This window comes from Robertmurraya siralis (assembly GCF_005502275.1).
In the GTDB taxonomy this organism is placed as follows: Bacteria; Bacillota; Bacilli; order Bacillales; family Cytobacillaceae; genus Robertmurraya; species Robertmurraya siralis.
In genome coordinates, this window is record NZ_SWLZ01000001.1 from 64,587 (window position 1) to 84,802 (window position 20,216).

Consider the following 20,216-nt stretch of genomic DNA (forward strand, 5'->3'; position numbering starts at 1 on the left):
TCATAAATTAGGGCAAAGTCGTGGAAAATAAAAACAATATTAGCTGGTGTAGGGGATGGGAATTAATGAGGAAAATACTGATTACATATTTTTTAGTCATCGTTACTTTATTATGTGCTTGTAACGATGATGAACCGAAGGGAAACGGGATTGCTTTGCTGAAAACGACAAATCCAGCACCACTTTCACTTGAGAAAAACACGAAAAAGGAATTGGATTTGATCGGAGCAATTGAGCAAGATGTTGAAAGCTTTAAGGAGCTTTACGATGTTTCTGTATTAAAGGGAAAAGAGGATATTCTTGTTGCTTATAAGGTAAGACATATGCAACGATTTCACATGAAGAAAATTGAGAAAAAAATCAAGAAGCTGCTCAAGGAAAAATATCCAGAAGAAAATTTTATTGTTTCAAGTGATTACAAAATTTTTCTCGAAGCAGTAGAGTTAGAAGAAAATTTAAAGGATCCAAATTATTCTACTGAAAAAGCGGAGAAAAGGCTTCAGGAAATAATAAAACTAAAGAAAGAACTAACTTGAAGGAGGCCTCAGTCATGGGGGGGAAAACAAAAGAACAAAAACAATATCAATCCCTGGAACAAAAACATGAAGTGAAAAGACCCGTATTGAAAAATTGCATTAAGGCGTTTTTTGTTGGAGGGCTTTTCTGCATAGTTGGTCAAGCAATCACCTATTTTTATATTTATTTCTTTAATTTTACTGAACAAACGGCGGGCAATCCAACTGTGGCAACGATGGTTTTTATCTCCATGCTCTTAACTGGATTTGGGGTTTATGATCATATTGGCCAATTCGCTGGAGCTGGCAGTGCGGTTCCTGTTACGGGTTTTGGGAATGCTGTTATCTCGGCTGCAATTGAACATCGAACAGAAGGCTTTGTATTAGGTGTTGGAGGAAATATGTTTAAGCTAGCAGGTTCTGTTATTTTATTCGGAGTTTTTTCTGCTTTTGTTGTTGCTCTAATAAAAGTCCTTCTCATCAAATGGGGGGTTATATAATCATGCGCAAGGGAAAGCAGTCATGGATATTTCCAAATAAACCAGTCATCGTTTCAACCGGTGTATCAGTAGGTCCTTTTGAGGCAAGCGGGAAATTAATTGCTGATTTTGACATCATACATGATGATTTATGGATGGGAGAGGATTCGTACGAGAAAGCGCAACGCGTCTTAATGGAGGAAGCGGCGCAAACGGCGATTCAAAAAGGAAATAAAACTAAAAACGATGTACAATTCTTTATTGCAGGCGATTTGATCAATCAAATTACTCCTTCAAGCATGGCTGCAAGAACCATTCAATTACCGTATATTGGTATTTTTGGCGCATGCTCCACTTCAATGGAGGGACTTGCCTTAGCCTCTTTTATTCTTAATTACAATGGCGCAGATTATGTGGTAACGGGAGCTTCAAGCCACAATGCTGCAACAGAAAAGCAATTTCGTTATCCTACAGAATATGGTGGACAAAAGCCGCCAACTGCCCAGTGGACAGTGACCGGGGCAGGAGCCGCGTTGCTCAAGAAAAACGAAAATGAAAAAGGGTTGCCTGTGACCACTTCTGCTACGATTGGAAAGGTCATTGATCTAGGTATGACAGATCCCTACAATATGGGGGGAGCAATGGCACCTGCCGCAGCTGATACAATTACAGCACACTTTAATGATTTAAGTTTAGATCCCTCTTATTATGACTTAATTCTTACGGGAGATTTGGCGAAAATTGGTAGAGAAATCACCTTTGAACTTTTAAAGAAAAATGGTTTGAATATTGAATGGGAAAAATTCCAAGATTGTGGATTGATGATTTATAAGGATGATCAACCGGTTCAAGCGGGAGCAAGTGGTGCAGGCTGTTCAGCTACAGTATTGTATGGTCATATTCTCAATGAAATGCAAAAAGGGACATATAAAAAAGTACTTGTTGTAGCAACTGGTGCCTTGCTTTCTCCGTTAACATACCAACAAAATGAGAGCATTCCATGTATTGCACATGCGGTTTCAATTGAAATGAACGAATAATAAGGAGGTTTTCTTGTTGTTGCCAATGTTTTTTTGGGCGTTTGTAGTAGGTGGTTTAATATGTGTATTTGGGCAATTATTATTTGATGTTGCTAAATTAACACCAGGCCATACACTCAGCTTGCTCGTCGTAATGGGGGCAATACTCGACGGCATTGGGTTATATGAACCGTTGGCAGATTTTGCTGGAGCTGGTGCGACTGTTCCGATTACAAATTTTGGGAATACCCTTGTACACGGGGCATTACAAGAGGCAGAGAAGCATGGCCTAGTGGGAGTTTTGACAGGGATGTTTGAGGTAACCAGTTCAGGAATTTCAGCTGCGATTGTTTTTGCTTTTATCGGCGCCTTGCTTTTTAAACCAAAAGGATGAGTATGATTCATTTGCGGAATCTATTAAACAGCCTATACACTTTTTTGAACCCGTACATATGTTACTAGTGAGACCGTATAAAGTGAGGTGACATAGATGGGCTTCGGATGTGGCTTTGGAGGATATGGTGGCTACGGATATGGAGGCGCTGGCTATGGCGGATCAACCTTCGTATTAATCGTTGTGTTGTTTATCCTATTAATTATTGTAGGCGCCAGCTTCTATTAATTGCATGAAAGAAATGCCGTTTTGCAAAGAACGGCATTTTTCTTTATGATTATAGAATTGAATATTATGAATTTTCAGGGTTTTACTGCATAATGTAAAATGAGAAAAATGTGTGGAAGGGATGTAGATGAAATGAGGTTTGCTCAAAGGATCGCCTTAATTACAGGGGCAGGCAGTGGGATTGGCAAAGAGGTGGCAATTAGGCTTGCACAAGAAGGGGCAAAGGTGGTGTTAGTGGGAAGGCAGAAGTTAAAATTAGAAGCGGTTGCAACCGAGATTAATAAGACTAAAAAAATTCCCATGGCAGAAATTTTTCAAGCGGATGTGACTGATGAGGAAGATGTTCAGGAGCTTTCCGACTATATCCGTATACATTTTGGTGATCTACATATTCTAGTAAACAATGCAGGCAGTTACCAATGTTCGAAAGCGCTAGAAACCTTAGAGGGGGAATGGGACGATATTCAAAGTGCAAATTTACGAAGTATCTTCCTTGTTTCGAAAGTGCTGGGCAATTTAATGGTTTTACAGTCAAAAGAAGAAAATAGGAGGCAGGGGCGTGCCATCGTTAACGTTGCTTCAATATCTGGACATCAATCAGGAGCACTAATTCCTCATTATAGCGCTGCGAAAGCGGGAGTCATTAATTTTACAAAATCATTAGCTTTAGAGTTGGCACCGTACGGCATTCGTGTCAATTCTGTATCTCCTGGAATTGTTGATGCGCCATTACCAGAAAAGGGTTTGCAATATGAAAAATTTGTAAAAATGATTGAAGAAAATACCGCTTTAGGGAGAATGGGGGAAGCTTCGGAAATTGCGAATGTCATTGTTTTTGCTGCTTCAGAAGAGGCATCTTATATGACGGGAAGCGACATTCTAGTCGATGGAGGTTGGATCATGAAGTAACAATCGTATTTATCGATTATTGTGAAATCTATAAAACTATGAAAAACGCCTTTCTTTAGCTTTTCATATCACCCTTCAGGAGCTACATTCATAAAATGTAAGTAGCTTAAAAAGGAGGCGTAGTTTCACAAAATGGATAATCAATTCTTTAAAAATATCGAGAAGAAGACAGGCGTTAATATGAAGGATGTCTTTGATTTGGCCAATTCATTACAAGGGGCAAATTTCAAGGATGAAAGAACGGTGCGCAACGTGATCAGACGGGTATCACAAATTGCCAACAAACCTGTTAATAAGGAAACGGAAGATAAAATCGTCAAGTCGATTGTTAGTGACGGGAAGCAGCTTGATTTCAACACCATTTCGAAAATGCTTAATAAAAAATAGGTTTAATGAAGGGGCATCTTTTTTTGGAGCCCCTTTGAAAGGCAAATGTGAAAAATTTCATGGGCAAGTTTCAGTTGAAAAAGCTACCACAATTCTTGAAGAGCACTCTTTGGATGATGATAAATTGAGTCTCTAAGTAAATTAGTTAAAATTGCGTACTTCTTATGTAAATGGAGGATGCATAGGCGACGATCGCAGGGGTTTACTAATGAATGGGAGATTTTTAAACAAATTTTGTGAAATGGTGAAGTTTTTTGCCCTTCCTCGAGAAAATTATGAAAGAGCAGCCGTTTGGGATGCTCTTTCATTTATTTAAGTAAAGCAGCCGATTTCCGAATAAATCTCAAATTCCTTAAGATAAAAGTGCTGAGTTATTGGTTACGATTAATTCTTGTAGGAACCATTTGAACTATAATGATTCCGAAGGCGCTTCTTTTATTATTTTTGCGGATATTATAGATTTCGTAGTTGTGTATAACGCTTTTAATGAGTGCATCTACGTCTAGCGCAAGCAGCCAGAGCCTAACAAACTTCTACTACAAGTCAACCAAGAATTGCTTTTCCAATCTGGTTTCCTATATCGAAAGATCAGGCCCTTCCAGTTATGTACATCGATGCGAATGGCGCTAGCGCTTTTGTTCTTTTACAGGACTTAAAAAGCGAGAAGGATGGGCATTTTTGCCACGTCGTTTTTCCGGAATCGATAAGTACAATTGCTCCATTGCCCTTGTAATGGCAACATAGAGCAATCTTCTTTCTTCCTCTAATGGAGAAACGTCACCATTGCGGTAAGAATCTAGTGCAAAATCGTGTGGTAAGCTGCCATCAACGGTACTTACTACGTACACAATTTTATATTCCAATCCTTTTGAACGGTGAATGGTACTTAATGTTAAAGCATGATCAAGCGTTTTACTAAGCTTTTTTATTTCTTTATTCATCGCCGTCATATGACTAACATGATCTAAAAATTCAAGAATCGTTTTGAAACCTCGCGCTGCCACTTTTAAATCTCGAATATCGTCAGAGCCTTTATCAAGCTTGTTGCCCTCGTTTCCTCTTTTCTTTATAAAGTCTCCGTACCCTAATTCTTTTTCTAGAATATCCATCGCTGTTACTGGTGAGAGCCGGTGCAATGAACGAATGACAGGAACTAACTTTTTTAGCTTTTTCTCTTGAAAAGCAAAGCCGGTTTTAAATTGACTGACACATTCAAGTAATGAACGATCATTAAGAATACTGTCAGCCTTTAAATCCTGTAGGACGTTATTTTTCACAAATAGTACGGGAAGGATCGAGCGTATGGCTTCTTGATCCTCTTCATTCAACGAAAGTCTTAGAAATGAAAGCATGCCTTTAACGATAAAGCGTTCATAAAAGGGTTCAACATCTTGATCAATTTTAAAAGGGAGACTGGAATTGGCTAACCGCTCAAAAATGGCTCTACTGCTTGTATTTGTCCGAAATAAAATTGCAAAGTCAGAAGGTTCATAGCCTTTTTCAAGTTTCTCCTGTATATCTTGAACGATCATGGTTGCTTCCTCTTCTTCATCATAGGGGAAGAACAGTATGGGCGGGAGTCCAGTAGAAAATTGTGCGTGCATTTCCTTTGTTCTACGCTCCTGATTCTTTTTAATAATTGTATTAGCGGTCGTCACAATTTCATGGCTCGAACGATAATTTTCATTTAAAATAACTAATTTTGTATTTGGAAAATCTTTTTCAAATTCCAGCAGGTATTGTGGGTCACTACCTCGAAATGAATATATAGATTGATCATCATCCCCGACTGCGCAAATATGACTTGAAGCTGACAGCATACGAATCAATTCGTACTGAACTTTATTGATATCTTGAAACTCATCAATAAGAAAATAGCGGAATCGCTTTTGGTAATTTTCAAGTAGGGAAGGGTTCTCTTGAAAAAGCTGGTAGCAGCCAAGGAGCATGTCATCAAAGTCAAATAACCCTTTTTCTTGCTTTGCTTTTTCATAATATTGAAAGAGATAAGCAACCTTTTCCTCCCAAGGAGTTTCAGGCTTAATTTGAGAAGGCAGGATCAATGAATTTTTCCATAAGCCAATTTGTTGCAGTGCCAAATCATAGGCAAACTCCTTCTCATCCAAATCTAACTCTTTGCCACCTAATTTGATAATTTGTTCTTTTTGCCACTCTTTTTTTAATAATTTTTCAGAATTCCATTTATTCCGCTCATGGAAGGATAAAATTCGGTAAAAAATACTATGAAAAGTACCGGCTAATAACTGTTGAATATGCTGCTGTTTCATCTCAGGATATTGATGTAATCGCTCTTTCATTTCTTGAGCTGCTTTAGCTGTAAAGGTGACGAGCATAATGGAGCGGGGATCGACGTTTTTCTCTTGAATCATATAAGCCGTCCGTGCCGTCAGCACCCGCGTTTTTCCACTGCCTGCTCCCGCTAGGACGAGCAAAGGACCTTCAGTCTGAGTGACAGCTTCCAATTGATTCGCATCTAAGGAAAAACCGGATTCTTTCAAGGCTTGTATATAGGGACTGTAAGCCGTCGTCTCCAACTTGTTTGTACTTATAAATGGTGGTGCTTGTTTCACTGATTGTGGAGGTTTGAATTCAGTGCGATGTTTCACTGTTGTAATGGTACGCGAAACTGGGATCTTGAAGCCGTTTCGTTCCAAGTATTCTACGTCTTCCTTAGAGGACTGCTCCACGTCAAATTCAAGCTCCTGACAATTAGCCTTTTTTGTCATATGAAAAAAGTGAGGCTGCTGTTCAATGCCTATGTAGAAGCGAACAGGCTCTCCACAAACCGAACAAAAAAGCTTCCCTTTTCTTCCTTCATCATGAATCGATTGAAAATGTTCTCTATTTAGTTGCTCTATGTTGAGTACATGGTTTTCTAATACGGCTGTTTTCATCATGTTCCCCTTAACTGCTCTCTTGTCTAATGTAAAATGGATGTTTCTTTATAAATACAGACAAGATTTATCATACCAAATCGTATATATATTCTAAAGAGTTTTTGTTCATTTAAAATTTTTAAAAGAGGTGGTTAGCATGGGCTATATTCCTCCGACAACAAACAATCAATATCATCATTACGGCGATAGAGAGTTAAAAAACAGGTATGAACCGTTTCAAATTTTCCCAGTCGAAAGGACAAGGCGGGCTGCAGGCATGACAGATGGAGGAAGATTGGCGAAATTGCCGCAGGATGAGCGAAAATTCAATAAAAAAAGCTCCCCAGTTCAGGAGCTGACGCGAGAATATAGGATTGAAGAGATCTATAGTGAAATTACGGGAAAGGGCCGTTATTTTAATGAAGTCGTTTAGGAGAAGCTAATACGTTTGAATAAATAATTCTTCCCCTTCTCTCCATTCAGCATAGAGAACATCCTTTTCAGAATCGATGCCGACTTTTTTCATTTCATTAAAAAGCATCTCTTCATTCCATTTAATAAACAGTAGATTATCGGCTTCAATTTCTCCATCCAGTATTAAGGTAACCGGCAGCTTAACAGGTGAACGAGGAAGGTTAAGATCACGTATCGTTACTGGTTCATAGCTAGATTTTCTTAAAACGCTAATGGAACCGTCTGTTTCTAAAATGGCATACTCACATTCTCGAACCGAAAAGATTCCTCTTGATCGAAGGAGGTGCTGAAGCTGGTTAATATCCAAATGTGCTTTTTTCAGCATACCGTAATCAATTTTCCCTTTGCGAATAACAATTGATGGTTTCCCTTCTAAAAGCTTGCGCAGCCCTTTCTTTTTTTGTGTTAAGATTTCAGTTATAAAAATAAGAATGCCCCAAATGACAACAGCATAGATGACTTTTTGAAATTTAATGTCATTATCATAAATAGCATTTCCAACTAATTCCCCTAAAATTAAGGCGGAGATAAAATCGAACGGTGTAATCTGTGTAATTTGTGTTTTCCCCATAATCTTTGTTAAAGCAAATAAAGCTATATATCCAAAAATCAATTCAATCAGAATTTGCAAATAACCGTCCATCATTAACCCCCATTCCCCAGTAGTAATTATTTCTTAGTATGGGGAATGGGGCGGTTAAATATTTGTTCTTACTTTAAAAATAGCTTTGTAAAAACTTTCATTGTGGCAAGGGCACCAAGAGACGTGCCCGTTTCTTCTTGAATAAGAACATATCTTTTTAAGAATGGTTAAAGCAAGCGGGAAATCATGATTATCTAGTCAGCATTTTCTGTGACAAAACAAAGCCTATCGGTTAATAAGGCCAAATAAAATGGTATTTATTTCAGCTTCATGGAACTCCCTTTTTTGACGGGTGCTAAGCTGGGAAAGAGCCACTTTTCTCATGTTTCTAAGCTCTAGCCCTCCCATAACAAACAACAGCAATTTTTTCACTCTGCTTTATGAAGTAATCCGTTTGGGTCCACCAGGCCGCACGTTGAGTAGAGTCTCGTTTTTTAAAATTGCTCCTTTATAACTGCTTAACCATTGTTTTGTGAGGAATTCCAGCATCGAGAAATTCCTCTGAAGCAACTTCATAGCCTAAGCCTTCATAAAAAGGAATAGCATGGGTTTGAGCATTCAACTTTAGCTTCCTAATGCCTTCTTTTTTGGCGAACGCTTCGATGCCCTCCATAATTGCTCGTCCTGCACCACTTTTACGCTTATGCTTTAAGACACAAATTCTTTCAACTTTGCCATAGTCGTCAACAACGCGAAAACGTCCTGCACCGACCGACTGACCTTCGTCTTGTAAAAGAAAATGTGTCGACACTGCTTCAAGATTATCGATTTCTTCTTCTAAAGGTACATGCTGTTCATCAACAAACACAATTTTTCGAACGCGATAGACTTCTTCTAGTTGTTCATTAGTAGTAACGGTTATCAAATTCAAGTTTCTCTATTCCTTTCTTAAACGAAATGTTTCATATACGGTCCAAGAACCATTGTCAAGCTGGTAAAGCAAGTGGAATCGATCAATTGTTTCTTCATGATTGATCTCTTGGAGTCTTAGTGAACTATAAACATCTGAATGCTCATCATTTGACAGGTCTTGTCCAACTGTGATGTGGGGGACAAATGAATATTCAGATGGGCTATCGGCAATAACTGCATTTACAGCTTCATGTAAATCGACGATTTCCGGCTCAGGAATAATCTTCATATAAATGACATTATTAACAGGTTGGAATGAACTAAACTTCGTTACTTTAATCTGAAAAGGTGCAAATCGTTGAGCAGTTTGATGCAATTGGTCAGCGATATCCTTAATATCCACATCATTCACTTCAAAAGTACTCTTTAATGTGATATGTGGGGGAATTAGGGCATAGTGTGGGTCATATCTTTTTCGAAATGAATTTGCTTTGTCTTGTAAGGCTTTGGATGGAAAAATAACAATTCCGTATTTCATTGTATAACCTCCAAAATGTTTAAATTTTTATTTCTGCATATGAAAGGAACAAATAAATAAAGGTTTGTGTCCAATTTTTGTAAACGCTTGTATTTCTATTATAGCAAATAATGGATTTCATTTCTCTATTTAATCATTTTGAAAAGTAAAATGAAGCGTGATTCTATTTCGGAAACATCTTTTTTAAGGCACGTCTAAGATCAGGCTGCCAATATGTCCATGTATGATTTCCGTCGAATTCTTCATAAAAATAGGGAAATGCTTTACTGTCAATTACAACATTTAGCTCCCGGTTGGGTGTAAGGAAATCTTCAATTTTGTCAGCCGTTGTTTTTACCTCTGTTTCCTGCTTTCCAATTACATGGTAGATTGAAAGCAAATGGGGCTGTTCAAACGCTGCAACATCATCGATTACTTCTTCACTTACAAAAGGTGATTGCAAAATCACTTTGCCGAAGGTATGAGGAAATTGCAATGCTGCTTTTAATGAAACAGTAGCTGCTAACGAATCTCCAATTATAGCTCTTCCTAAGCCCATTTGATAAGTTGGAAATTGCTGATCGAGAAAGGGAACAAGCTCTTTAGCAAGAAAGCGTATGTATGCTTGATGTTGGGTTCCTTGCGGATGATATTTTGCTCGGCGATCCTTCACGTCTTTGTATGGGATTCCGACAATTATGATATTCTCGATCTCTCCAGCATTAATCAATTCATCGGTTGTTCTTCCGATTCGACCGAGCTGAAAATAATCTCTTCCATCTTGAGCAATGACTAATGTGTACTTATACAAAGGGGAGAATGAAGCTGGCAAATAAACCAGTATGGGAATGGTTTCATTTAACTCCTTGCTTGCAAACGAAAATTCCGTAATGCGCCCGTTTGAAAATTCCATGCGAATCCCTCCTTGCATTTATGTTTTAGGCTAATTGGTGAGTTACATCGTATTTACAGAAGATTGTACCATAGGAGATTTAGAAATACATTTTTAAATGACTTAGTCACGTCATTGCCGGTAGAATTTTGCTGATTTATCCAGAGGGCATGACAGATATGATTGGACTTGTCATCTTCCTTATTCTTGCTGCCTTACAATTTTTTTAAAGGCAAAGGTACTGCAAAACCAGAAACAGTTAGCGAATAAACCAAAAAGGAAGTTCTCATGGGAGAGCTTCCTTTTTTGTCTTAACTGATTTCTTTATGAAAGGTTCTAACTGGCATTAATGATAAAATCTGCTCAATTTTAAATAACCTTGTTTGCCTACGCATAAAGCAATATGCTCGAACCATCGAACCGTTGATTTCTTTCACAATTATTTTCCGCTGCGTAATTTGATTCGAAGAGGAAATATAAATCATTTCAACAGGAATTTGCTCTTCTAGAGATTTTGTTAGTAACTTACTCATGGAGAAACACCACTTTCTGTTTAAGTGCTAAATGCGACTTTATGTTTTTATTATATGCGAACTTATGTTCTTTATGCAAGGGGAAGGAGAATGTGTGTTCTCTTTTTGTTGAAATAAACCATATTGACAAATTATTTTAGACAAGTATAATAATATCTATACTTCATCAAATGATCTGTTAGCTCAGCTGGGAGAGCATCACCTTGACAGGGTGGGGGTCGGGGGTTCAAGTCCCTCACAGGTCATCATAATCAAAAGGCTGGAATTCTTGATATATCAAGGGTTTCAGCCTTTTTTTGTTTTTCATCCTGGTACGCACATTGAGACGAAATTTTGGATTTGCTAACCCATTTCAAAATTTCAATACGAATATGATTATGTTGGAATGCCTGGCACGAGAGTAAAAACTCATAAATGTTTATATTGAAGGAAACCATCTCTTTTTGTTGAATTAAGTAGAAAGTTGAAAATGACAATCCGCAAATAATTTCAAATTTGAGAAACAATGGAGCAATATAAGACCCTATAAACGAGTGTTGAACACTTTTCGGTAAGTGCTTTTTTTTTCTTTATATTCGAGAAATTGCATTTACCCTGGTTCTTTCATAATCTCTATAAATCTGATAATAAAATTTCACGAAAGATTAACCATAGCTACGATAACTGCTCCTAAAACAAAATTCGTTTCTTTTGGCAAATTAAAATTTTACTTTGCTTTCAATGTACATCATAAATAATACAACAGAAAAGTAATCATGCTCTAAAATGTAGTAAATAATAGATTGTAGTCTAATATTTTCAAAGTTATTCAAAAAGTTATGTTAATAAGAGAGTTAGGTTGTCGTCCCCGTTAGTAAAATACCTTATAGATAAGAGAGCTTTTCAAAAAATGTACTTTACACAGCTAGACATGCTCAAAAAAAGGGAACTAACGTATATTGTTGATAACTATCTTTATTAGGAGAGATATGTTTTGTACAACTATAATAGTCCGAATTTGAACCGCTTCATTAACCGTTACCACTATGCTATGCCATATCTATATCCAACCACTGCAAGTCCAAACTGTTATAGAAATAATCGCTATACAACTCGGGTAAAATCATTTTCCAAAGATGAAGCAGCAGCAATCGCTGTACTTTTAGGTATTGATTTTAATAAAAGCAAGTTTGATTTAGATGAGTTTTGGATGGGAGTAAATACAGAGCTAGAACATGGGAAAATATCGAGCCAGACCAATGTTACAGGCGATGATCCAATTATTACTGGAAAAATTGCTTTGGCACATCTTAATGAGTTCCCTGATTATTACAAAAGATTAAAGGTACTTGAAGATGAAGCTAAAGCTTATTGGAATAAATGACTTAATTGAATAGTTTGTATTTGCATTGAAAGATTTAAGCACCCGTTAATCCGTAAAACGAATTGTGACTGCGCTTGTGGAATTTATCGAAGTAACTTTACATTAGTTGAACAGAGAGTAGAATGTAAACAGACAAATATTTTGCCAAGTAAAGCAACACAGCACAACTAGATAATATCAACTAGTTGTGCCTTTGTCGGCTTCCTGTGCTTAACCTCTATTAATCAATATCTTGGATAATTTTTTCTAAGAATTCACCCATCCGTTTAACGGCTGGTTCAGAAAAATCAAAACTGACGCCTGTTTCTTCATAAATTGCTGCGATGGATTGATTATAATCAGCACCTGCCCCTTTTTTAAAAGCTTCAACAGTCCGCTCTGGATTGCTCCGATAATTTTCAAGTAATTGGAGTGCACCAAGCATTGACATGGAGTATTCAATATTATAGAAAGGGTATTGGAAATAATGAATGGTTCCTGCCCAGCTCATCCCAACTTCTTCCTCAAGTCCAGAAGTATCAACAGGATTTAAACCATAGCGTTTCGAGATTTCGTAGTATTTTTCATCCCGCTCCTTGGCAGTGTGGTTAGGATTTGTATACATCCAATGCTGGAAAAGATCCCCTGACAATGGGCCGAATAACATCGTAAATGCCCTTCTCAGCTCTTCCCGCTGCGCACTTTTGAAATCTTCCTCATCTGGATAAAAACGATCCAGCTTATCCAGTAACAATAACTCCATTCCATGAGAATACAATTCAGCAACTTCCGAGCGGAGTTGGTAGCGTTCAATAGGACCGTGTTCAGAAAACTCAAGGTAGCCATTTACCGCATGGCCCATTTCATGAATTAATGCGATCAAAGAGAAAAAGGAAGGACTGAAGTTCGCAAAAACAAAGGTATCCCCTGAAACGGGTAAGAAGGTGCAGAAACCGCCTGGGCTTTTTCCTTTCCGCTCTCCAAGATCTAGCAACCCGTTCTCTCTCATGTGATTGAATCGGTCTGCAAAATAGGGGTCAGTTTTTCCTAACATTTCCGTGACACCATCCATAAGCGCAGACACTTCGGAATACGGTGGCTTCTTCATCAATTTAGCCGAATTGTCCCATGGGCGATATGTATCGACACCGAGCTTGGATTTAAAAATAGCTGCGAGTCGATTCCAAGCTGGGATAATATGTTTCTCTACATTTTCATGAAATTCATAACAATCTTGGACACTATACTCCCGATTTTTAGCGACAAACATATAATCTCGATAATTTTCAAAGCCAGAATTTAAAGCGATTTGATGGCGTAATTGAATGAGTTCATCCATGAGGGCGTCCATTTCAGGCTTAATTTGACGAAAGGCAGTTCCCATCTTTTTATAAGCTTTTTCTCGCACGGCTCGATCTAGATGATCAAGCTGGGCTTGGATAAATGGAAAAGGTTTTTCCTCTCCTTCCCATTCAACTGTTAATCCTCCCATAATTTCACTGTACTTGGTAGAAAGCTCTTGTTCTTTCACTTTTAATGGAATATTTTCTTCTCTGAACAGTTTAATTTTAGACTCACGAACACGTCGCATGAGACCATAACGAGTTTCATCTAATTGATGAAAATAGGGCGACTCACATAATTTTTCATTTAGTTTAGCTTCATATTTCATTAAGAGTGGTTGGACGACCTGCTGATCGTGCAGATAGATTGACTTAATGCTCTCATCCTCTGTATTCCTATAAAAATCGACTTGGTGACCTGTCATCGCCTCTTCGATTTTTATCATGAACTTTCGTTCTTCTTTTAACCACTTTTCTAGGTCAGTAACAGATGTAATGGGGATGTCAAGTAAGCTTTGAATTTGAGCTTCTACCTCTTTTACATCTTGTAAATCTATTAATTCTTTATAATAAGAATGACTTACTTCTTTTGTCATGAATTCCTCTCCCTCGCCTTTTTAAATTTTCTTAAAATTAATATTATCATATTATTGAATATTAGGTCTAAGAATCGTTTTTTAAATTAATTGGCCCAATAGCTTTTGCGGACTATCACAAATGGGAAGAAAATCAACTGATGGCGGGAGAATCGTTGGAGGAAAAAAGATGGGGGGGACTTTTCAAGTGTGGAGACCAATATGGAATTTGGTGCTTGAATATATTTGAGAAAATTGTGCAACAATTCTAAGGGAGCGGAACCTTACTTTAAGGGGAACTATCTACTTTACTTTCAACGTAAAAAAGTGTAATATTTGTGACGATATTGTGAAATAACACACGTGATCTTGACATGTAATAACTATTATATAATATTTATTATAAATAAAATTTTATAAAATTTTATTACATAAATTTTTGGGAGGAATTTTTAAAATGTCTTTAATCGGAAAAGAAGTATTACCATTCACAGCACAAGCGTATCACAATGGAGATTTTATCACTGTAAGTGATGAAAATTTCAAAGGGAAATGGAGTGTCGTTTGTTTTTACCCTGCGGATTTCACATTTGTTTGCCCAACTGAGCTTGAAGATCTGCAAAATGAATATGCTACATTAAAGGAACTTGGAGTTGAAGTATACTCCGTTTCTACAGATACTCATTTCACACATAAAGCTTGGCATGATCATTCAGAAGCAATTAGCAAAATTGAGTATATTATGATTGGTGACCCTTCACAAAAACTCACTCGTAACTTTGAAGTTTTGGATGAAGAAGCAGGACTTGCTCAACGCGGCACTTTCATCATTGATCCAGATGGTATTGTTCAAGCTGTTGAGATCAACGCTGACGGCATCGGACGTGATGCAAGCACATTGGTAAACAAAATTAAAGCGGCACAATATGTACGCAACAATCCAGGCGAAGTTTGCCCGGCAAAATGGCAAGAAGGCGGAGAAACACTGAAGCCAAGTCTTGATCTTGTAGGGAAAATTTAAGGAGTAATATCATGTTATTAGAAGCAGATATTAAAGCACAGTTAGCTCAATATCTTCAGATGATGGAGGGTGACATTCTTCTTAAAGTGAGTGCTGGAGATGACCAAGTATCCCACGATATGCTTGCTTTAGTAGATGAAATATCATCAATGTCTTCCCACATTAAAGTAGAGAAGACAACTTTAGAGCGAACACCTAGCTTCAGTGTGAATCGCATCGGGGAGGATACAGGCATTACATTTGCCGGAGTTCCCCTTGGACATGAATTCACTTCACTCGTTCTCGCTCTTCTTCAAGTAAGTGGACGTGCTCCAAAAGTGGATCCGAAAGTCATCGAGCAAGTGAAGAAGATTGAAGGTGAGTTTCACTTTGAATCCTATATAAGCTTGACTTGCCATAACTGTCCTGATGTTGTTCAGGCTCTGAACGTGATGAGCATTCTTCATCCTGGAATCAGTCACACCATGATTGATGGTGCTGCTTTTAAGGAAGAAGTGGAGAAAAAAGACATTATGGCTGTTCCTACGGTTTTCCTTAATGGTGAACCGTTTGGCAGCGGGCGTATGACCCTGGAGGAAATTTTGGCGAAAATAGGCAGTGATCCAGATGCTTCAGAACTTACTGACAAGGAACCCTATGATGTCCTTGTCGTTGGAGGGGGACCTGCTGGTGCTAGTGCCGCTGTATATGCAGCACGTAAAGGGATTCGTACGGGGATTGTCGCGGAGCGTTTCGGCGGTCAAATTATGGATACACTCGGAATTGAAAACTTCATTAGCGTTAAGTACACAGAGGGTCCTAAGCTTGCAGCAAGCCTTGAGGAGCATGTAAAACAGTATGAAAATATTGATGTTATGAACCTCCAGCGTGCAAAGCGTTTAGAGAAAAAGGATCTAGTTGAGGTTGAACTTGAAAATGGGGCCGTGTTAAAGAGTAAAACGGTCATACTTTCAACAGGTGCGCGTTGGCGCAATGTTGGCGTTCCGGGCGAGTTAGAGTTCAAAAATAAAGGGGTAGCCTACTGCCCTCACTGTGACGGTCCATTATTCGAAGGAAAACGTGTAGCCGTTATCGGTGGCGGTAATTCTGGAATTGAAGCTGCCATTGATTTGGCCGGTATTGTGAAGCATGTCACAGTGATTGAATTTGCTCCAGAACTAAAGGCGGACTCCGTCCTTCAAGAGCGATTAACCAGTTTAGCAAACGTAACGGTGATCAAGAACGCTCAAACGACAGAAATTACAGGTACTGACAAAGTAAATGGGATTTCGTATAAGGATCGGGCAACAGAAGAAATTCACCATATTGAATTAGAAGGAGTCTTCGTTCAAATCGGTCTTGTACCGAATACAGAATGGTTGGACGGCATCATTGAGCGCAATCGTCTCGGTGAAATTATCGTCGACAAGCGCGGTTCAACGACGGTACCTGGCGTCTTTGCAGCAGGAGACTGTACCGACAGTGCCTATAAACAAATCATTATTTCAATGGGTTCCGGTGCAACGGCAGCATTAGGTGCCTTTGATTACTTAATTCGAAATTAAGTTGGTAGAAGTGGTGAGATGAAAGCTGTGTCAAAAAGTTGTTTAAAATGACTTTTTGATCTCAGCTTTTTCTTCGTTATGTTTCGGTGTTGATTTTTGGCTCATTTCGTGTGAAATTAAGGTTTCATACGAAATGAGCCAGAAATCGTTATATTAACAATGTCAATATATGAAAAAGAAACTGAAGTCAGCTTTCGCATACTTTCCAACATGTATATCCTGATTTCTGATTATTTTAACTTTAGTATATATTGCCTGTTTTCAAAGTGATTTTCTTTGTAATTCATCCCTTCAAGAGATCATTTATGATTGGCTGTTTATTTTAATGTAATCACTCGATGTTTCATGATATCCAAAGAAACAGGTTTTGAGAAACTCATAAGGAATCGATATGCTGGTAATAATAAATGAATAATTACTTGAAACGAGAGTTTTTTGGATCGATTTATTTCGTAAAAATGTGGAGGTTGGCAGGTGAGATATACCGTATTTTATTCATTAGGGTTAGTAACTTTTTTTGTCTTATTGGTTGTATTATTTATTCTTTTAGACCAACTTATTATTCACAGATTTTTCGATCCCCTTCAAGTTCCCTCTTTTATCCTTAATGGAATCCTATTGATTTTATTGATACCACTATTATTATTATTTTTGAATTACATAAGGAAAGAACGTCAGAAATACATTGCTTCCCAAATGGAAATACAGAAATATAAACTGACCTTGGAAAAATCTACTATAGCTGCTTATATTATAAGTGATAAAGGGTTCTTGTATATTAGTCCTGCCTTTGCAGAGTTATTTGGCTATTCCAGAGAAGAATTTTATGAAGGGAAAATTGCTCTAAATGATCTCATAGAAGTTGAATTTCACGATATAGTTTCTAAAAACATGAAAGATAGACTTAAAGGAAAAGATGTTGTAGCCAATTACCAAATAAAGGCTCGAAGAAAAGATGGGACTGAGCTATATTTAGAGTTGTATCCTTCACTAGAAGTGTTTAATGGTATAAATGTTATTATTGGAAATGTAATAAATAGAACTGAGAAACATTTTATGCTAATTGAATTGGAGAAACGTGAAAAGGCTCTAACTCAGGCGCAGAAAACGGCCGGAATTTTTTATTGGGAATACGATATTCTTCGTGATGAGCTTATTTGGAGCACCCCCATTTACGAACTGCTTGAAATTCCAGAGCATGAGGAAGCAAGTTTTGAATTATTGCTATCAAAAGTTCATCCCGATGACCGGGAGGTACTGTTAATTAGTAAGGAACAGGAACTAAAGGGGCGCTCTATTACGAATGTGTTCCGGGTTCTTAGAAAAGACGGTACAATAAGCACGGTATATACCGTATCACAATCCATGCTAGATGATAAAGGTCAAGCCACCATGGTTGTTGGAACGATGCAAGACATGACAAAAAGACTCAATGAGGAAGATCGATTAGAACGTTCAGAAATTCAATATAAATCCCTTTTTGAAAATAATTTAGACACGGTTGTTTTACTTGATCTGGAGGGCAATGTTTTATCAATTAATGAGATGGGTTTAAGCACATTTGGTTACACCAAAGAAGAGATTGTACACCAAAATGCCATCAACGTCGTTTCACCAGAGTACACGGAAGCAGCAAAGCGTTTATTTGTGCAAGTATTGCTGGGAGAACCTAAAAGGGTTCAACTCCAAGTCATTCATAAGCAAGGACACTTTGTTGATTTAGATATAACCGTCATGCCAATCACTGTGAAGTCGGAAGTAGAAGGTGTCTTTTGCATCGCTAAAGATGTAACGGAACAAAAAGAACATGTCAAAACTATTGAAAAGTTAGCTTATCAGGATCATTTAACAGGATTACCAAATCGAAGAAGACTTTTGGAGCTAATGACATTACATCTTGAAGAAGCGAAAAATAATTCTCTTATGATGGGTATTTTATATATTGACCTCGATCGTTTGAAATTTGTTAATGATAATTTAGGTCATGTTTATGGAGATGAACTAATTATAGAAGCGGGGAAACGGATACTTACTAGCATTCGAGCTGAAGATACCCTTGCTCGAGTGGGGGGAGATGAGTTTGTTGTCATCATCCCTAATATCCCAGATCTAGAAATTACTACAAAAATTGCAAAAGGGATTATGGATTCCTTTAAAGCAGGTTTTATCATTGGTAATAAATTGTTTCGTACGACAGCGAGCATCGGAATTAGTGCATTTCCTACTCACGGCACGGAAATAAATGATCTGATTAGCAAAGCGGATAAAGCAATGTATTTTGTAAAATCAAGTGGTAAGGATCATTTTAAAATTTTTGAGTCAAATTTAAGCGAAAAAGAAAAAAGAAAGTTTATTTTGCAGACTAGCTTAGAAAGTTCTCTTAAGAATAAAGCCTTTTATCTGATGTATCAACCTAGAATGGATGTTCAAACAGGGAGAACTTCTACATTTGAATCTTTAATAAGATGGGATAACCCCGAATTAGGTTTAGTGAATCCAAGCGAATTTATCAAGATAGCAGAGGAAACTGGGGACATCGTCCCTTTGGGAGAGTGGGTACTTTCGGAGTCTTTGCGAACTTTGAAACATCTTCATTTGTCTGGGATGAAACATTTAAAAGTCTCTGTCAATGTTTCAGTGAGGCAATTATACCATTCACACTTTGACCAAACGATAAGTTCCATGCTCCAACAATATCAGTTGCCTCCTAGTTCTTTGGAACTTGAAGTGACTGAGAGTATGCTTATAAATGATGACCAAGAAATATCAAATGTTTTAAAAAGTTTACGTGCCCAAGGCGTATGTTTATCAATTGATGACTTTGGCACAGGCAATTCGTCAATCTCCTATTTGAAAAGATTATCAGTTGATGTACTTAAAATTGACCGTTCATTTATAACAGGTTTACCGGGTGCAAAGGAGAATGCGGCAATTACGGCTGCAATGATCAATCTCGCACATGATTTAAACATCAAGGTAGTTTGTGAAGGAATTGAGACAAAGGAAGAGTTAGCAGCAATTATAAAAATGAATTCCGATGAAGTACAAGGATATTTCATCAGTTATCCATTATCAAAAGAAGATCTGTTTCTTTTTTTAAACAATGAAACTGTGAAGGGGAGGAAACTTTTAGATCATTTCAAGCCTCCTGCTGACTAAAAGGCTGTGTACGCTTTTTCATTGAAATGATGGCGTTTTTCGGAGTATAAAGGATGAAGAAACAGGGGTGTGTGGTAAAAAAATCCAACACCGCACGATAGGGGATATATGGAAATGATGTAATCTACTTTATACGGTTTCCCAATAAAATTTAATAATGAGAAAGGAGAGCACGTTACATGCTCTCCTCCTTGCTAACGACGATGTTCAACCAGGTCGATTGTTCCTAGTACAATGTGGGCTAAACCAAAACCGAATACGGTATTTGCGATCATTTTATTAGAACCGCGTTTTTGTTTTAAAGCGTAACCAGTAGCAGTAACTGCGGCACCTAATACAGTTGGGATCATACCTTCACGAATATTCAAAATAAAACCCCTCCACATCGAAGTTAACTTGGTGTATTAACACCGATTTATATTATTACCGTAATTCTAATAATTATCATTCAATATTATGATAAAAAGTGTAAAAGAATGGGCAATTGTCCACT

The 20,216-nt window shown here is 37.7% G+C and carries 20 protein-coding genes and 1 tRNA gene; 13 read left to right on the plus strand and 8 right to left on the minus strand.

Annotation, left to right across the window (positions count from 1 at the left end; all coding sequences use genetic code 11):
• Positions 1-65 precede the first annotated feature (65 nt).
• From FCJ93_RS00305 to FCJ93_RS00335, 7 genes are all read left to right on the plus strand, one after another.
• A complete protein-coding gene (locus tag FCJ93_RS00305; protein ID WP_095310107.1) occupies positions 66-536 on the plus strand; it encodes a YhcN/YlaJ family sporulation lipoprotein in 471 nt (156 codons plus the stop codon).
• Between the two features lie 14 nt (positions 537-550).
• Positions 551-1,015 (plus strand): stage V sporulation protein AC, encoded by a 465-nt coding sequence (gene spoVAC / locus FCJ93_RS00310; RefSeq protein ID WP_095310109.1) that lies wholly within the window; start codon positions 551-553, stop codon positions 1,013-1,015.
• 2 nt (positions 1,016-1,017) lie between these two features.
• Positions 1,018-2,034 (plus strand): stage V sporulation protein AD, encoded by a 1,017-nt coding sequence (spoVAD, locus tag FCJ93_RS00315; protein WP_137742702.1) that lies wholly within the window; start codon positions 1,018-1,020, stop codon positions 2,032-2,034.
• 16 nt (positions 2,035-2,050) lie between these two features.
• Entirely contained in the window at positions 2,051-2,407 is a 357-nt protein-coding gene (gene spoVAE, locus FCJ93_RS00320) for a stage V sporulation protein AE (RefSeq protein WP_095310113.1), read from the plus strand.
• Between the two features lie 96 nt (positions 2,408-2,503).
• The gene (locus FCJ93_RS00325) at positions 2,504-2,635 is read left to right on the plus strand and encodes a YjcZ family sporulation protein (RefSeq protein WP_095310115.1); all 132 of its coding nucleotides are present in this window, start codon (positions 2,504-2,506) and stop codon (positions 2,633-2,635) included.
• A gap of 132 nt (positions 2,636-2,767) precedes the next feature.
• Entirely contained in the window at positions 2,768-3,544 is a 777-nt protein-coding gene (locus FCJ93_RS00330; RefSeq protein ID WP_137742703.1) for an SDR family NAD(P)-dependent oxidoreductase, read from the plus strand.
• 132 nt (positions 3,545-3,676) lie between these two features.
• Positions 3,677-3,931 carry a stage VI sporulation protein F gene (locus tag FCJ93_RS00335; protein ID WP_095310119.1) on the plus strand — a complete coding sequence of 85 codons (255 nt, stop codon included), beginning with the start codon at positions 3,677-3,679 and terminating at the stop codon, positions 3,929-3,931.
• A gap of 626 nt (positions 3,932-4,557) precedes the next feature.
• Here the strand turns inward: FCJ93_RS00335 and FCJ93_RS00340 are convergent.
• The gene (locus FCJ93_RS00340) at positions 4,558-6,846 is read right to left on the minus strand and encodes a UvrD-helicase domain-containing protein (RefSeq protein WP_137742704.1); all 2,289 of its coding nucleotides are present in this window, start codon (positions 6,844-6,846) and stop codon (positions 4,558-4,560) included.
• Between the two features lie 139 nt (positions 6,847-6,985).
• Between FCJ93_RS00340 and FCJ93_RS00345 the strand changes: the two genes are divergently transcribed.
• Complete coding sequence (locus tag FCJ93_RS00345; RefSeq protein ID WP_095310122.1) at positions 6,986-7,261, plus strand: hypothetical protein; 276 nt, start codon at positions 6,986-6,988, stop codon at positions 7,259-7,261.
• A 6-nt stretch (positions 7,262-7,267) separates the two neighbouring features.
• Here the strand turns inward: FCJ93_RS00345 and FCJ93_RS00350 are convergent, their stop codons facing one another.
• From FCJ93_RS00350 to FCJ93_RS00370, 5 genes are all read right to left on the minus strand, one after another.
• Complete coding sequence (locus FCJ93_RS00350; protein ID WP_137742705.1) at positions 7,268-7,945, minus strand: DUF421 domain-containing protein; 678 nt, start codon at positions 7,943-7,945, stop codon at positions 7,268-7,270.
• Positions 7,946-8,393: 448 nt separating this feature from the next.
• On the minus strand, positions 8,394-8,816 hold the full coding sequence (locus FCJ93_RS00355) for a GNAT family N-acetyltransferase (protein ID WP_095310126.1): 423 nt from the start codon (positions 8,814-8,816) through the stop codon (positions 8,394-8,396).
• Between the two features lie 6 nt (positions 8,817-8,822).
• Positions 8,823-9,335 carry a YjcG family protein gene (locus FCJ93_RS00360; RefSeq protein ID WP_095310128.1) on the minus strand — a complete coding sequence of 171 codons (513 nt, stop codon included), beginning with the start codon at positions 9,333-9,335 and terminating at the stop codon, positions 8,823-8,825.
• A gap of 163 nt (positions 9,336-9,498) precedes the next feature.
• The gene (locus FCJ93_RS00365; RefSeq protein WP_095310130.1) at positions 9,499-10,227 is read right to left on the minus strand and encodes an alpha/beta hydrolase; all 729 of its coding nucleotides are present in this window, start codon (positions 10,225-10,227) and stop codon (positions 9,499-9,501) included.
• A gap of 290 nt (positions 10,228-10,517) precedes the next feature.
• Entirely contained in the window at positions 10,518-10,739 is a 222-nt protein-coding gene (locus FCJ93_RS00370) for a hypothetical protein (protein WP_095310132.1), read from the minus strand.
• Between the two features lie 172 nt (positions 10,740-10,911).
• Between FCJ93_RS00370 and FCJ93_RS00375 the strand changes: the two genes are divergently transcribed.
• A tRNA-Val gene (locus FCJ93_RS00375) sits at positions 10,912-10,984 on the plus strand.
• 728 nt (positions 10,985-11,712) lie between these two features.
• A complete protein-coding gene (locus FCJ93_RS25205; protein ID WP_170943576.1) occupies positions 11,713-12,102 on the plus strand; it encodes a DUF5661 family protein in 390 nt (129 codons plus the stop codon).
• A gap of 220 nt (positions 12,103-12,322) precedes the next feature.
• Here the strand turns inward: FCJ93_RS25205 and FCJ93_RS00385 are convergent, their stop codons facing one another.
• Positions 12,323-14,020 carry a M3 family oligoendopeptidase gene (locus tag FCJ93_RS00385; RefSeq protein ID WP_095310134.1) on the minus strand — a complete coding sequence of 566 codons (1,698 nt, stop codon included), beginning with the start codon at positions 14,018-14,020 and terminating at the stop codon, positions 12,323-12,325.
• Positions 14,021-14,456: 436 nt separating this feature from the next.
• Between FCJ93_RS00385 and ahpC the strand changes: the two genes are divergently transcribed.
• From ahpC to FCJ93_RS00400, 3 genes are all read left to right on the plus strand, one after another.
• Positions 14,457-15,020, plus strand: a complete 564-nt coding sequence (gene ahpC / locus FCJ93_RS00390; RefSeq protein ID WP_137742706.1) for an alkyl hydroperoxide reductase subunit C — start codon at positions 14,457-14,459, stop codon at positions 15,018-15,020.
• 11 nt (positions 15,021-15,031) lie between these two features.
• Complete coding sequence (ahpF, locus tag FCJ93_RS00395) at positions 15,032-16,564, plus strand: alkyl hydroperoxide reductase subunit F (RefSeq protein WP_137742707.1); 1,533 nt, start codon at positions 15,032-15,034, stop codon at positions 16,562-16,564.
• A 474-nt stretch (positions 16,565-17,038) separates the two neighbouring features.
• Positions 17,039-19,723, plus strand: coding sequence for a sensor domain-containing protein (locus FCJ93_RS00400; RefSeq protein WP_095311208.1), 2,685 nt, complete (start codon positions 17,039-17,041; stop codon positions 19,721-19,723).
• A gap of 194 nt (positions 19,724-19,917) precedes the next feature.
• Here FCJ93_RS00400 and FCJ93_RS00405 read toward each other — a convergent pair whose 3' ends face one another.
• A complete protein-coding gene (locus FCJ93_RS00405) occupies positions 19,918-20,091 on the minus strand; it encodes an asparagine synthase (protein WP_095311205.1) in 174 nt (57 codons plus the stop codon).
• Positions 20,092-20,216 lie beyond the last annotated feature (125 nt).

Bases quoted from the DNA above. Each gene is read 5' to 3' on its own strand.
- FCJ93_RS00305 (WP_095310107.1), top strand. From the start codon at position 66: ATGAGGAAAATACTGATTACATATTTTTTAGTCATCGTTACTTTATTA.
- spoVAC (WP_095310109.1), top strand. From the start codon at position 551: ATGGGGGGGAAAACAAAAGAACAAAAACAATATCAATCCCTGGAACAA.
- spoVAD (WP_137742702.1), top strand. From the start codon at position 1,018: ATGCGCAAGGGAAAGCAGTCATGGATATTTCCAAATAAACCAGTCATC.
- FCJ93_RS00325 (WP_095310115.1), top strand. From the start codon at position 2,504: ATGGGCTTCGGATGTGGCTTTGGAGGATATGGTGGCTACGGATATGGA.
- FCJ93_RS00330 (WP_137742703.1), top strand. From the start codon at position 2,768: ATGAGGTTTGCTCAAAGGATCGCCTTAATTACAGGGGCAGGCAGTGGG.
- FCJ93_RS00335 (WP_095310119.1), top strand. From the start codon at position 3,677: ATGGATAATCAATTCTTTAAAAATATCGAGAAGAAGACAGGCGTTAAT.
- FCJ93_RS00340 (WP_137742704.1), bottom strand. From the start codon at position 6,846: ATGAAAACAGCCGTATTAGAAAACCATGTACTCAACATAGAGCAACTA.
- FCJ93_RS00345 (WP_095310122.1), top strand. From the start codon at position 6,986: ATGGGCTATATTCCTCCGACAACAAACAATCAATATCATCATTACGGC.
- FCJ93_RS00350 (WP_137742705.1), bottom strand. From the start codon at position 7,945: ATGGACGGTTATTTGCAAATTCTGATTGAATTGATTTTTGGATATATA.
- FCJ93_RS00360 (WP_095310128.1), bottom strand. From the start codon at position 9,335: ATGAAATACGGAATTGTTATTTTTCCATCCAAAGCCTTACAAGACAAA.
- FCJ93_RS00365 (WP_095310130.1), bottom strand. From the start codon at position 10,227: ATGGAATTTTCAAACGGGCGCATTACGGAATTTTCGTTTGCAAGCAAG.
- FCJ93_RS00370 (WP_095310132.1), bottom strand. From the start codon at position 10,739: ATGAGTAAGTTACTAACAAAATCTCTAGAAGAGCAAATTCCTGTTGAA.
- FCJ93_RS00385 (WP_095310134.1), bottom strand. From the start codon at position 14,020: ATGACAAAAGAAGTAAGTCATTCTTATTATAAAGAATTAATAGATTTA.
- ahpC (WP_137742706.1), top strand. From the start codon at position 14,457: ATGTCTTTAATCGGAAAAGAAGTATTACCATTCACAGCACAAGCGTAT.
- ahpF (WP_137742707.1), top strand. From the start codon at position 15,032: ATGTTATTAGAAGCAGATATTAAAGCACAGTTAGCTCAATATCTTCAG.